The following is a 14,074-nucleotide window of genomic DNA, read 5'->3' as shown; positions in this document are numbered from 1 at the left end:
GCTAGCACACACCTTCCACAAAGCGGTCGAGCTCAACAAAGCGGGAACCCTTGACCAGTACAACATCATGTTTTTCAAGCGCGCCGCCCATGCGGTCGAGCACCTGCTGATAATCGGAGAACACCTGGATGCGGTCCTCGTCCATGCCCATCATGCGCGCGGCATCGGCCATAAGCTGGGCCAGCTCACCACCCACGCACGCCAGCATGTCGAGCTTCTTGGCGGCGGCATAGGCGCCCACGAGCTCATGCATGCGAGGAGCCTCATCGCCCATCTCGCCCATCTCGCCCAGGATCGCCATGCGAGACCCCGTGCACGAAAGCGAGCACAGCAGATCGAGACCAGCTGCCATCGATTCGGCGCTGGCGTTATAGGAGTCATCGATGATGCGTGCACCGCTCTTGGCGCGCTTGATCTCCTGGCGGTGACCGGTGATTGTGAGGCCCCTAAAGGCAGCATCGATCTGCTCGGGCGTCACGCCCAGGCGATAGGCAACCGCGGCGGCCTTAACGGCATTTGGAACGGACTGCACGCCGGGGATAGCAAGCATGGTATCGATTGTCTCGCCCTGACCAAAATCGAGCGTAAAGACCGGACGGCCCTCGTCATCAACACGAACTTCGCGGGCGCGGACCTCATCATCGTCCGAGACGCCGGCCAGCATCACATCGATACCAGCAGGCTGGGCGAACGTATCGCGAATGAACGGCGTAAAGTCGTCCTCACCGCCCAAAACCAGCAGCGGCAAGAAGTCGCCGGCGGCGCACATACCCTGGACAATCTCGGCCTTAGCGCGGGCGATGTTCTCGCGGCTGCCCAAAATGCCGATGTGAGAGGTGCCGATCTTGCTCACGATGGCAAGGTTGGGATTGGCGGACTGGGACAGGCGCTCGATCTCGTGGAAATGGTTCATGCCCATCTCGAGCACCAGGACCTCGGTACCGGCCGGGGCGGAAAGCACCGTGAGCGGCATGCCGATCAGGTTATTGAAATTGCCCTTGGTGGCCCAGACACGATAGCGCTTGGCGAGTACAGCGGCGAGCACGTCCTTGGTCGTCGTCTTGCCGATGGAACCGGTAATGCCAACGACCAGGCAGCCAAGCTCCAGGCGATACGCGTGCGCCAAACGCAGCAGAAACTCCTCGGGATCATCGGTCAGCAGGATGGCGCATCCCTTGTCCTGCGCCAGCGAGACCAACTCGGCATCGGGCTCACGCGTCATCACGACGGCGCCGGCACCCGACTGGACGGCACGGGAAGCAAAATCATTGCCGTCGACGTTTTCACCGGGAAAGGCGACGAAAATCGTCCCTTCCTCGACCTGGCGCGAGTCGATAACGCACCCGCGGCATACCCGATCGACTTCTCCCGTCACGGTTCGGGCCCCTGTTGCGGCCGCGAGGTTGTTGACGGCGATCTCTATCATTGCAGCTCCCCTGTAAACCTAATAATGCTATCGGCGTATTGTATCCCAGCGCCGCGCATGCGTGGTGCAGGGCATGTGAACACCCCTCATATGGGACAACAAACCATGCCCCAAAGATTGTAACCCCCTACTTCGTGCGCGGGATGCCCAGCACGTCGAGCGCGTTGGCCATAATGGACTGGAACGGCACCGCAGCGGCATCTGAGCCGCTCGGCGTTCCGTCGAGCGTGATATAGCACAGCACCTTGGGCGATTGTGCCGGTGCAAAGCCCATAAAGGACGACATGTAGTTCTCCTTGAGGTAGCCGCCGTTCTCGTCGGCACGTTCGGCCGTACCGGTCTTACCCGCCACGTCATAGCCGTCAACCGCGCCGCCAACGCCCGTTCCCTCCGACACGACCGTCTGCATGCACGATGTCACCTGGGATGCGGCATCCTCCGAAATCGCGCGCTCGCCTTCGCCCCAGTCCTTCTCGTCGCCTTTGCTGGACTTATAGAAGTGCGGGGTCATCATCACGCCGCCGTTGGCGATGCCGCCCACGGCACGTGCGATCTCAATCGGTGAGACAGACAGCGCCTGTCCAAAGCTCATCGAGCCCAGCGTGGCGCCGTCATACTGGTCACGCTCCTTGACGATGCCCAGGCTCTCGCCCGGAAAATCGACACCAGAGCTGTGACCGATGCCCCACTTGTCCACATAGGCGGCAAAGTCGTCGGCACCGATCTTGCGCCCCACCAGGACAAATCCCACGTTGGACGAACGGCGCATCATCTCGCGCACATCCATGGTCATGGCGTAGTCGCGCTTGTCGGCATCGGTGACGGTATCGTCGCCCACCTTGATGCTCGCCGGCACCTCAAACGACGTACTCGACCGCACGACACCCAAGTCGAAGCCGGCGCCCGCCACGAGCGTCTTAAAGACCGAGCCGGGCTCGTAGGCGTCGGTGACCAGGCGCAGGTTCATATCCTCGGTCTTGGCGTTTTCCAAATTGGTCTGGTCGTAGGTCGGATACGAGCAGGCTGCCAAGATTTCGCCTGTCGTAGGATCGGTGACCAGCGCCGAGCCGTTCTTGGCCTTTGTCTTCTCGACAGCCTCTGCCAGGGCATCCTCGGCCGCACGCTGGATATTGACGTCGAGCGTCGTCACGAGATCAACGCCGTCGACCGCAGCCACCTTTTTATAGGCACCGCCCGCGATATAGCTGCCGTCCCTCGCGCGCTCGCGTACGAGAGAACCGTTCGTGCCGGTCAGAAGCTTGTTGTATTGCTTTTCGAGACCCGTCAAGCCGTCGTTGTCTACGTTCACTACACCCAGCACCTGCGATGCCAGATTGCCGTATGGATACACGCGCTTCATGGCCTGCTCAAAAAGCACGCCGGGCAGGTTCTTCTTCTCCAGCGCCGCAGCGTCGTCTTCGTCCACCTGGCGCTTGATATACACCCAGGTTCCATCGGACTCAACGAGCTTGCGGCAGGTCTTTTTATCGATTCCAGTTGCCTTGACCAGCGCCGACACCGTCTTGTCAACATCCTCGACAAGCTGGGGGTTCACGGCGATGTTGCGACATTCGACCGACGACGCCAGCACGTTACCGTTGCGGTCGTAGATGGTGCCACGTTTGGCATAGAGGGTCTGCGCAAGCAGGCGGCGCGCATCGGCACGCTCGCGCAGTTTATCGGCTTCGACAATTTGATAGCCGGCAAGGCGAAAGACGCCCAAGCCCAAGCCAAGCCCAATGAAGCCCATGACGGCTTTGCGGCGAGGCAGAGGCGTGCCTGTGAGCCATTCGGTCGACGAACTCTTGCGCGACCTGGTGTTATGCACTTGAGGGCCGCCCGAGCCGCGAAGTCGCGACGCCGGGTCGTTGCCACGGGACTGCCCGGCGTTGTAAGATTGCCGACCCGTTCCTTGATAACCAGAACGTCCCCGCGACGAGGGACGTCCAGAACCGCGGCCCCCATCGGAACCGCGGCGATAGTCATTTGTCATACTCAGCTACCGTCTTGCTACTGAGCGGTCGCGGTCGCGTTGGCGCCCGCGGCTGCATCCTGCGAAAAGTCAAGTGTAACGCTCTCGCTGGGCTCCACCATGCCATAAGCGCCCGCAAGGTCGCGAATGCGCGTGTCGGCGCCATAGACCGAATGCATGACCTCCAGGTCGGAGCTCTCATCGGTCGCTTTTTCGAGCGTGTTGGTAAGCTCGGCGTTGCTGTTGAGCACCTGGGCCGTAACGCCGGCGAGCGCCACGCGGGCGACGCCGATCGTCATGAAGATAGCCGCAATGATGCAAAACGTTTTAAGAACGCTCATGAAAACCGGGCTTACCGCCTGGTTTGCCTGACGGCCCGCGCCCGTGTAGACATCAAAGCGCGGCGGGCGCTGCTCACGGGGAGCAACGGGGGCCTGCGGCGTCTCACGATAGGCGGGCATGGCGTTCATATCATAGGCGAGTGCTGCGCTTGAAGTGTTGTAGCCCATGATATGCCGCCTCCCATCCCGAGTACGTTGGTAGTGTGTTTAAGCTTCGTTTATGGTGCGAGCGGGAGGTCCAATATCGCGCGGTCGCGCCTACAGACGCTGCGCCACGCGGATTTTGGCTGATCTCGCCCGAGGGTTGCGCTCAACCTCATCAGGCTGGGCAACCAAGGGTTTGCGGGTGATGACCTTGAGTATCGGCACGTTGCCGCACACGCACACCGGAATCTCCGGCGGACACGTGCACCCCTGGCTCATCTCCTTAAAGTGATTCTTTACGATACGGTCCTCAAGCGAGTGATACGAGATGACGCAGATACGTCCGCCCGGATTGAGCCACCTGGTGGCGGCATCAAGCCCTCGTTCGAGCACATCGAGCTCGTGATTGACCTCGATGCGAATGGCCTGGAAACTTTTCTTGGCCGGGTGTCCGCCATGCCGACGAGCGGCAGCCGGGATACCCGCCTTGATGATCTCGACAAATTGGCCGGTGGTTTCGATCGGTTCTTGCTCGCGGCGGCGCACGATCTCGCGCGCGATCTGCGAGGCGAACTTCTCTTCGCCGTAGACGCGTAGAATCCGGGCGAGGTCGTGTTCGTTATAGGTGTTGATGACCTCAGCTGCGTTTAAGGTGTTATTACCCGGATCCATCCGCATGTCCAATGGGGCGTCCTCGTTATACGAAAAGCCCCTGCCAGGGATATCGAGTTGCGGCGACGAAACGCCCAAATCGAACAGGAAGCCATCGACCCCGGGCACCTCGGCCGAGCAAAGCAGCTCGTCCAAGTCGCCGAAGTTGCCCTTCAGCAGCTGGTGCGGAACGCCGGGAACCTCGCGGTCCAGACGGGCGCCAGCGGCCTCGAGGGCCATGTCGTCCTGATCGACGCCGAGCAAAAGACCCGTCTCCCCCACCTGCGCAGCCATCTTTACCGAATGGCCGGCACCGCCAAGGGTGCAATCGCAGACAACGGAGCCGCTCTTTAGCCGCAGCGACTCAAGCACTTCGCCGAGCATGACCGGTTCATGCCGATATTCTTGCGTCAAGATCCCACGCTCCATCCGTTACCCGTGCCTTGCCCTTACGAGAAGAAAAGGTCCAGCAGGGCCTCATCGTCATCGTCCTCATCGGCCGTAGCGCGGTCCCAAACCTCAAGGTGGTCGTAGTTGCCCACAACCGTGACCTCGCGGTCGAGGTTCGCCTGCTTGCGGAGAGACTCAGAAAGACCGATACGACCCGCGCTGTCCACATCCATCGACGTGGTGCGCTTGTTGATCGCCCTCATGAGCTTCTGGTCGTTGATGTCACGCGGGTTAAAACCCTCGTGGCCCTCACGACCCGCGAAGAGTCCTTCGACCCACTTATCGAAGGCCTCGGCAGAGAACACGTACAGAGCATCGACATCCAGGGCTTTAAACACGCGAACGTGCTCTCCAAGCTCCTCACGAAGGGGTGCAGGCAGGGACAGACGACCTTTTGCATCGAGATTGCGCTCGTATGCACCCGTCATTCCCATGTGCGCCCTCCCCTCGGTTACTCAGATGGCACGTACGCGGGGAACCACCCCGCCTGTCGACGTCATCAATAATATGGGGAACCGCCCCATTTTTCAACACCTTTCCCCACCCCTTCCCCCACCCCGCCCCATCATTCCACACCCAATATGCTGTAAAACACCCCCGAGCATATGTTCGAAAACACAATATGTTGTGTTTGCAGCAAAGGCGGGATGCCACCTGTAGAACCACGCCCGCGAACCTCAACCTTCAAGTTGACCTTGAGGCGATTTTTACGTCCCTTTACACGCCGTTCACATCGCCCCCAAACTCCCCCACCCACGGCGCACATGGCCCACCACCGCGTCGGTGTCTGGCGAAAAATGAGACGGGCCCCAGATTGCTCATGCGCGCAAAAGTGCGTCGCGACAATCTGGGGCCCGTCCCCCTTAATATGTATAAATATGCAGGTCAGCGAGGTGCTAGCAATGTGCCAGCGGATGCGCCGCCAGATAGACCTCGGTCAGTTGCGTGCGGTCGACATGCGTGTAGACCTGCGTGGTCGAAATATCGGCATGGCCCAAAATCTCCTGCAGCACACGCAGGTCGGCACCGCCCGCGAGCATGTGGGTGGCAAAGGAGTGGCGCAAGGTATGGGGATGGAGCCCCACCAGCCCCACCTGGCGCCCATACCGCTCGCATATCGCATGCACGGCCTGGCGCGACAGGCGACGTCCGTTCTTATTTAAAAAGACCGCCGAGGTCTCGGTTCCGCGGGCATGGGCCGCCAAGCGAGAACGTCCCTCAGTTACATAGAGCGTCAGAGCTCGCGCCGCGCTTCCCACCAGTGGGGACAGGCGTTCCTTTGAGCCCTTACCGCGAACGAGTACAAAGCCATCGTCAATATGGATATCGCCCACATCGAGCCCAACCAGCTCACTCACACGCAAACCGCATCCGTAGAGCACTTCCAAGATGGCATGGTCGCGCAGTCCCATCTCGCCCTCGGGAAAGTCTTGATCGAGCAGCGCCGAGACATCCTCCACCGATAGATACTCCGGCAAACGCTCAGCCTTTTTAGGCAGGCGCAACGCCGCCGTCGGGTTTTGGGCCACGGCCCCATCGCGCACCAAAAAGGCATGCAGGCCCTTCACGGCAGCAAGCGCGCGCTCCACCGAGGCGTCGGAATAGCCTCCGCCGCGGCGATCGGCGACAAAGCCCTCCACGACCTGACGGGTCACCTCTTCAAAAGACACAATACCCGCCCGCTCCAGATAGGCGCAGTACGTCGTCAGGTCACGACGATAGGCCACAATCGTGTTGCGCGCCAAGCCCCGCTCGACCGCGAGGTAATCGAGATACTCCCCCGCCGCCACGGCGAGCGACGAGGGAGTAGCTTCGGTATGTTCCTTATTCGCCGGCACCCTTAGTCCGTAGCGAGGTTCATGGGCGTCACCTGCAGACGGTCGACACCCTCGTGCTGGCCAATCGAAGCACGCACGAACTCGCGGAACAGCGGCTGCGGGTTGGTCGGGCGGCTCTTGAACTCGGGATGAGCCTGGGTTGCCACATACCACGGATGCACGTCGCGCGGCAGCTCGACCATCTCGACCAGGCGCTCGTCAGGCGACAGACCCGAGATAACCAAACCGGCGTCCTCGAGCTGGTCGCGGAAGGCGTTGTTGAACTCAAAGCGGTGACGGTGACGCTCGTAGACGAGTTCCTCGCCATATGCCTCGCGAGCAAGGGTATCGGCAGCAAGCTTGCACGGATAGGCACCCAGACGCATGGTGCCGCCCTTCTCAGTCACGTCCTCCTGCGAGCTCATCAGGTCGATGACGCTATACGGACCATCCGGATCGAACTCAGAGGAGCTGGCGCCGGCAAGGCCGACGACATTGCGGGCGAACTCACACACGGCCACTTGCATACCCAGGCAAATGCCCAGATACGGAATCTTGTGCTCACGGGCAAACTCGGCCGCGAGGATCTTGCCCTCCAGGGCGCGCTTGCCAAAGCCGCCGGGGACCAGGATGCCCGAGGCGTCGCCTAGAACCTCGGAGACATTCTGCTCATCGAGGCTCTCGCCGTCGACTAGCTGGACGTCCACATGGCGATCGTAGAAGACGCCCGCATGGTGCAGGGCCTCGATAACCGACAGGTACGCATCGGGCAGCTGCGTGTACTTACCAACGACGGCAATCTTCACCTTGTCGGCGTGATGGTTGGCGTGATTCTGTTTGCGCAGGAACTCGTTCCACTCGCTCATGTCGCGCTCACGCGGATCCAGACCCAGGCGCTCGCAAATGCGCAGGTCAAAGTCCTGCTCGGCAAGCAGCTGCGGAACATCGTAAATGCTCGCGCAGTCCTCGTTGGTAAAGACGCAATCGGTGTCGACGTCGCAGAAGCTTGCGATCTTTCCGCGGATAGCGTCATCGATATGGTGGTCGGAGCGCAGCACGATAATATCGGGCTGGATGCCAAAGCTGCGGAGCTCCTTGACGGAATGCTGCGTGGGCTTGGTCTTGACCTCGTGGGCGGCGGCGATATAGGGAACGAGCGACACGTGGATGTAGCAGACGTTCTCGGGGCCGGCCTCCTTGCGGTACTGACGGATGGCCTCGACAAACGGTTGGGACTCGATGTCGCCGATCGTGCCGCCCAGCTCGGTGATGACTACATCGGAGCCGGTCTGCTCCTCGATGCGGCGAAACTTGTCCTTAATGGCATTGGTGACGTGGGGAATCACCTGCACGGTACCGCCCAAAAAGTCGCCGCGACGCTCACGGGCGATTAGGCTTTTGTAGATGGCACCGGTCGTAAAGTTGGAATCGCGGGTCAGGTTCTCATCAATAAAGCGCTCGTAATGACCCAAGTCCAGGTCGGACTCGTAACCATCCTCGGTAACGAAGACCTCACCATGCTGGAACGGGCTCATGGTACCGGGGTCGACGTTCAGATACGGGTCGGCCTTCTGCATCGTTACTTTGTAGCCACGCGACTTGAGCAGACGGCCCAGCGAGGCCGCGGTGATACCCTTGCCCAGGGACGAAACCACGCCGCCGGTTACGAACACATGCTTGGTCATATTGAGTTACCTGCGCTTCCCGTAGAAGTTGTTTATCCACATCTTACGGGTCTTCATTGTAATACTCGCGCCGCGGACCGTTCGCAATTTTTCTCGCGTGCGATTGCATTTCTCAATCTTGAAACAAAACGCCGCCCGGTTTCCCAGGCGGCGTCGCTATGGCAAGGGTTACATGCTGCTATCGATCAGCAACCTCGTCCTCAAGCATTTCCTGAACGAGCATGCCGGTACGGACGCCCTCAAGATACCACTCGCCACGTTCGGTGAGGCAAATGCCATTTGCAAGCTGACCGCCGTCGTCGCTATAACGCGAGACGACATCAATCATGCCTTCGGAATCCAAGCGATCGATTGCGGCGCGGGCACGATACGGCGAAACCCCCACGCGCTCGGCAAGCGTTTTGCGCGAGAAACCATACGGCCCGCCATTGTCTTCGGTTTGCTGGGCGATCTCCATCAACACCAGTACCTCGACACGCTTCATATCGTTAACACTCGCACGACCCTTGCCCGCCATAGCAGCCTCCTCAAACCGAGCACGAGCATCTAACGCACCGTGCGCGACCGACACACCTCACGATGGCAGGTAATATCCATCATGCGGCATCCCGCTAAGGATGAAACAGTTACGGTTATTTTATACCGCTCAAATTGTTTCTAGGCAGGTAAACGGCTATTTTTCGCCGAAATAGGCGCTTTATTGATCAAAAAGCCGTACCGGGCGCTAACCCGATACGGCCAAAATGCAATGCAATTACCGCGGTGCTTCAAACTTAGCGATGGAAGAAACCGCGGCGCTCAAACTTGGGCTCGCAGCACACGTTGATACCCAGTTTGCGCAGTACCGTCTCGTCCGTCGGCGAGATAATCACGCTAAAGAAGGCATCGCAACCGCGCAACTGCTCCAGGCCCGAAAGGACGCGAGCGGCCGTCTCACTCGTGGCCGAGGTGATCGACAGCGCCATAAGCGTCTCGTCGGTGTGGAGGCGCGGGTTTTTGCTGCCCAGGAAATGCGTCTTGAGCTTGCTGATGGGCTCGATCGCCTCATCGCTAATGACCTCGAGCTCAAGGTCGACGCCCGAGACATGCTTGAGGGCGTTCATAATGAGCGAACTTGCGGCGCCCAGGCGCGTGGAGGTCTTACCGGTCACCACGGAGCCATCGGGCATGACCATGGCACCCACGGGACCACCCGTCAGCTGCTCCCTGGTGAGGGCCGCCGAGCGTGCCGGTGAGTAGTTCTTATCGATGCCGGCTTTCTTCATAATAATCTTGAGACGGTCGACTTGCTCATCGCCCACGCCGGTACGGCGCACATTTTCGACCGCGGTAAAGTAGCGGCGGACGATCTCCATCTTGGAAGCGTCGCGGCAGGCATCGTCATCGGTGATGGCAAAGCCGACCATATTGACGCCCATATCCGTAGGGCTCTGGTAGGGGCTCTTGCCCAGGATCTTTTCCATCAGGGCACGGACTACCGGGAAGGCCTCGACGTCGCGGTTGTAGTTGACCGTGGTCTTGTTGTAGGCCTCAAGGTGGAACGAATCGATGATATTGGCGTCGTCGAGGTCAGCCGTGGCGGCCTCGTAGGCAATATTGACCGGATGCGTCAGAGGAAGATTCCAGACCGGGAAGGTCTCAAACTTGGCATAGCCGGCGGCGGTACCGTGCTTATGCTCGTGATACAGCTGCGAGAGGCAAGTGGCGAGCTTGCCCGAGCCGGGGCCGGGCGCCGTCACGACGACGAGCGGACGAGTGGTCTCGACAAACTCGTTCTTGCCGTAGCCATCGTCGGACACGATCAGATCGACATCGTGCGGATACCCCTCGATGGGATAGTGCAGCTTGGCGGGAATACCGAGCGCGTTCAGGCGGTTGCGGAACACATCGGCAGCAGGCTGGCCGGCGTACTGGGTGATGACCACAGCCGCGACGGCAAAGCCGTTGCCGCGGAACAGGTCAACCAGGCGCAGCACATCCTCGTCATAGGTAATGCCAAGGTCACCACGAGCCTTGTTTTTCTCGATGTGGTTCGCGTTAATCGCGATGATAACCTCAACATCGTCGGCGATGCTCTTGAGCATGCGAAACTTGCTGTCCGGCTCAAAACCCGGCAGCACGCGGCTCGCGTGATAGTCGTCAAACAGCTTGCCGCCAAACTCCAAATACAGCTTGCCGCCAAACTGCGAGATGCGCTCCTTAATATGAGCGGCCTGCAGCTCGATATACTTCGCGTTGTCGAAACCCTGGCGCATATATGGCTCCCGTCCCGTTTCCATTTAATGTCTTAGGCGATTATAACGGAGCCTGCCCTCCCCGATGCCCAGGCCATCAACAGGCACCAACCAAACACGCCCACCGCAACCGCCGGGGACCCGGGGTGGCTCATTTGGAACGGGAAACAAGGCACTCAGCACCAACAATGAAAACGTCGCAGGTTGAGCATAAGCCAGCGAAAGCCCGCCAGAGTAGGCAAAGCGCCCCTGCACCAACAATGGAAAGCGCCGCAGGCAGAGGACGGACAGCGAGCGCCGTCCAGAACGTACAAGTTGGCATGAAAAAGACAAGGCATAGACCTTTTGGTCATGCCTTGCCTTTTGAATGACAAATTGTCGTTCTGGACGGCGCGCAGCGTCGACTGGTTGCGCGGTTCGTAGAACCGCGCAACATAAGAGCGCCCCCTCCCGCGCACGGAACGGGAGGGGGCTAAAGGTAGGAGTCTACCGGTGGGTTGACCCCACCGGAAAGACGATGACCAGGTGGTCCTTTGCAGGATCGTCAAGGTTTCCGTGGGGTACCCGTTGGGTACTTAGAGCATCACGCAGGCGACGGTCAGAATGATGGCGCAGACGACGGAGAGAGCGACGATGAGCTTGAGAGCAAACTTGAGCCAGGTCGTCCACTCGATCTTAGCCAGAGCGAGACCGCCCATGATGGCACCAGAGGTCGGGGTGAACAGGTTCACGACGCCGATGGCGGCGGAGAAGATCATGACCATGACCTCGGGCGAGAAGCCGAGCTTAACAGCCAGCGGTCCCATGATGGGCATGGAGACAGTAGCCATACCGGAGGTCGAGGGGATCAGGAAGGACAGGCCGAAGTAGACCAGGAAGCTCATGGGAGCGAAGATCACGCCGGACAGGCCAGCCAGAGCATTGGCGGCAGCGTCGAGGACGTAGACGTCGAGGCCGGTGCTAGCCATGAGGACGGAGATACCACGGGCGAGAGCGATGACGAGGACAACGGACATCATGTCGGCAGCGCCGGTGATGAAGGTGTTGACGATCTGCTTCTCGGACAGGCCACCGATGATACCGATCAGGACAGCCATGAGGAAGAACCAGGTGGAAGCCTCGTCGAAGTACCACTGGCCAATGGGCAGGCCGGTGATCAGGGCAGACCAGCCCTGAACGATGGCGTTACCGTCGGCGTCATAGACGGCGCCAGCATCGAAGAAGTTGGCGACGCCCTCGTTGAGATCGGCCAGCGGGATGAAGCCGACGATCATGACGACGAAGGTGAAGGCAAAGGCGATCAGAACACCCTTCTGACGACCGGTGAGCTTGACCTCCTTGTGAACCTCGGAAGCAGCCTTGCCGTGAGCCTCTTCGGCGTCCTTGAGCTCCTGCATCGAAAGGATGGTGGAACCCTTGTCAGCCTTGACCTTCTTGGCATAGCTCATGACGAAGAAGATGGACATAGCGGTGGTAACAATCCACAGGACGGCACCGAGGCCGATGATGATGGACTGGTTGACCTCAATGCCAACGCCAGTCAGAGCGTCAACGGCAGCACCGACGGCAAATGGGTTAACCGTGGAGCCGAGGCAGCCGCAGCCAGCGCCGAGCAGGACGGTAGCAGCGCCGACCATGGGGTCGAAGCCAGCAGCCATCATGGTGGCGGCGAGCAGGGCGTAGAAGGGAACGGTCTCCTCGCACATACCATAGGTGGTACCACCGAGGGAGAAGATGAGCATCAGCACGGGAATGAGCATGATCTCATTGCCCTTAAGCTTCTGCACCAGAACGGCAATGCCGTTGTCCAGGGCGCCGGTCTCGGTCATCATGCCGAGGAAGCCACCGAGGATCATAACGAAGAGGCAGACGGGCAGAGCGTCAGCGAAGCCCTTGACCGGGGCGGTGCAGAAATCGCTCAAGCGGGCAGCGGTAACCGCGCCACCGGACGTACCGGAGACGATAACGGTAACAACCGCGACGATTGCCAGCAGAGCAAGAAGAATGGTGAACGATGAAGGCATACCGCGCTTTTTCTTAGCGGTCTCAGTCATAGTTCTCATCCCCCCTTCATAAATCAATTACTGATCTCGCCCGAAGCGGCTCTTCCGTGCCGTGCATGTCGCTCGATGCGAGATTTTAACCAGACAAAAGCGCTCGGGGTGCGCAGCAATGCACCCCGAGCGAGATGCTAGATGCTCTTACTTGAGCGTAGCGTACATGACAGCCTTGATGGTGTGCATGCGGTTCTCGGCCTCGTCGAAGACCTTGGAAGCGGGGCTCTCGAAGACCTCGTCGGTGACCTCCTGCTCGGTGATGCCGAACTGCTCGCACTTCTCGGCGCCAATCGTGGTGTTGGTGTCGTGGAAGCTGGGCAGGCAGTGCAGGAAGATGGCACCCGGGTTGGCCATAGCCATGACCTCGGAGGTAACGCGATACGGGGTGAGCTGAGCGATGCGCTCGGCCCAGACCTCGTCGGGCTCGCCCATGGAGACCCACACGTCGGTGTAGAGAACGTCGGCACCGGTGACGCCGTCCTTGACGTCGGTGGTCAGCTTGATGGTGCAGCCGTTGGCCTCAGCGATAGGCTTGCAGGCCTCGATGACGTCGTCAGCGGGCATGCACTCCTCGGGGCCGCAGGCCACGAAGTTCATGCCGAGCTTGGAGCAGACGACCATGAGGGAGCGAGCGACGTTGTTCTTGCAGTCGCCCATGAAGACGAGGGTCTTGCCCTTGATGTCGTAGTTGAAGTTCTCCTGGACGGTCAGGATGTCGGCGAGCATCTGGGTGGGGTGCCACTCGGTGGTCAGACCGTTCCACACGGGCACGCCGGACTTAGCGGCAAGCTCCTCGACGTCGTCCTGGGCAAAGCCACGGAACTCGATGCCGTCATACATGCGGCCGAGAACGCGGGCGGTGTCCTCGATGGACTCCTTCTTGCCCATCTGCGACGAACCCGGATCGAGGTAGGTGACGCCCATGCCCAGATCCATGCCGCCGACCTCGAAGGCGCAGCGGGTACGAGTGGAGGTCTTCTGGAAGAGCAGAACGATGTTCTTGCCCTCGAGATAACGGTGCGGAACGCCAGCGCGCTTCATGTCCTTGAAGTTCTTGGAGAGCTTGAGCAGGTACTCGATCTCCTCGGTGGTGAGGTCGAGGAGCTTGAGGAAGCTACGGCCGGAGAGGTTAACACCCATGGTTCGTTTCCTTTCGAAGAAATGAATTACGTAAGTATTAGTGTTGCCCGTTTGACGGGCGAAACCGGTGCGGTTGTAGGGGGACCGCACCGGAAACGGAAAGACTTAGAGGTCCTCGCGCCAGAAGGGCATGCTCATGCAGCGCGGGCCGCCGCGG

At 60.0% G+C, this 14,074-nt stretch carries 11 protein-coding genes; all 11 read right to left on the bottom strand.

Annotated features, from left to right (window positions below):
* Position 1: 1 nt before the first annotated feature.
* Positions 2–1,426, bottom strand: a complete 1,425-nt coding sequence (gene murF / locus DW112_RS04595; protein ID WP_117806416.1) for a UDP-N-acetylmuramoyl-tripeptide--D-alanyl-D-alanine ligase — start codon at positions 1,424–1,426, stop codon at positions 2–4.
* Between the two features lie 127 nt (positions 1,427–1,553).
* A complete protein-coding gene (locus tag DW112_RS04590) occupies positions 1,554–3,254 on the bottom strand; it encodes a peptidoglycan D,D-transpeptidase FtsI family protein (protein ID WP_369834929.1) in 1,701 nt (566 codons plus the stop codon).
* 182 nt (positions 3,255–3,436) lie between these two features.
* Positions 3,437–3,907 carry a hypothetical protein gene (locus DW112_RS04585; protein ID WP_089571576.1) on the bottom strand — a complete coding sequence of 157 codons (471 nt, stop codon included), beginning with the start codon at positions 3,905–3,907 and terminating at the stop codon, positions 3,437–3,439.
* Positions 3,908–3,997: 90 nt separating this feature from the next.
* Positions 3,998–4,963 carry a 16S rRNA (cytosine(1402)-N(4))-methyltransferase RsmH gene (gene rsmH, locus DW112_RS04580; RefSeq protein WP_006234266.1) on the bottom strand — a complete coding sequence of 322 codons (966 nt, stop codon included), beginning with the start codon at positions 4,961–4,963 and terminating at the stop codon, positions 3,998–4,000.
* Between the two features lie 20 nt (positions 4,964–4,983).
* Positions 4,984–5,418 carry a division/cell wall cluster transcriptional repressor MraZ gene (locus DW112_RS04575; RefSeq protein WP_035137949.1) on the bottom strand — a complete coding sequence of 145 codons (435 nt, stop codon included), beginning with the start codon at positions 5,416–5,418 and terminating at the stop codon, positions 4,984–4,986.
* 462 nt (positions 5,419–5,880) lie between these two features.
* The gene (xerD, locus tag DW112_RS04570) at positions 5,881–6,822 is read right to left on the bottom strand and encodes a site-specific tyrosine recombinase XerD (RefSeq protein WP_199585321.1); all 942 of its coding nucleotides are present in this window, start codon (positions 6,820–6,822) and stop codon (positions 5,881–5,883) included.
* Positions 6,823–6,824: 2 nt separating this feature from the next.
* Positions 6,825–8,486, bottom strand: a complete 1,662-nt coding sequence (locus DW112_RS04565; RefSeq protein ID WP_006234274.1) for a CTP synthase — start codon at positions 8,484–8,486, stop codon at positions 6,825–6,827.
* Positions 8,487–8,664: 178 nt separating this feature from the next.
* Positions 8,665–9,003, bottom strand: a complete 339-nt coding sequence (locus DW112_RS04560) for a hypothetical protein (RefSeq protein WP_117655154.1) — start codon at positions 9,001–9,003, stop codon at positions 8,665–8,667.
* A 256-nt stretch (positions 9,004–9,259) separates the two neighbouring features.
* Complete coding sequence (locus DW112_RS04555; RefSeq protein WP_006234276.1) at positions 9,260–10,741, bottom strand: DUF1846 domain-containing protein; 1,482 nt, start codon at positions 10,739–10,741, stop codon at positions 9,260–9,262.
* A gap of 554 nt (positions 10,742–11,295) precedes the next feature.
* Positions 11,296–12,783 carry a YfcC family protein gene (locus tag DW112_RS04550; RefSeq protein WP_369831814.1) on the bottom strand — a complete coding sequence of 496 codons (1,488 nt, stop codon included), beginning with the start codon at positions 12,781–12,783 and terminating at the stop codon, positions 11,296–11,298.
* A 138-nt stretch (positions 12,784–12,921) separates the two neighbouring features.
* Positions 12,922–13,917 (bottom strand): ornithine carbamoyltransferase, encoded by a 996-nt coding sequence (gene argF / locus DW112_RS04545; protein WP_117584234.1) that lies wholly within the window; start codon positions 13,915–13,917, stop codon positions 12,922–12,924.
* Positions 13,918–14,074 lie beyond the last annotated feature (157 nt).

Origin of the sequence: Collinsella sp. AM09-41 (genome assembly GCF_003473245.1) — a bacterium.
Classification (GTDB): Bacteria; Actinomycetota; Coriobacteriia; order Coriobacteriales; family Coriobacteriaceae; genus Collinsella.
The sequence above is the reverse complement of the archived record's forward strand: the minus strand, read 5'-3'. Positions and strand labels throughout refer to the sequence as shown.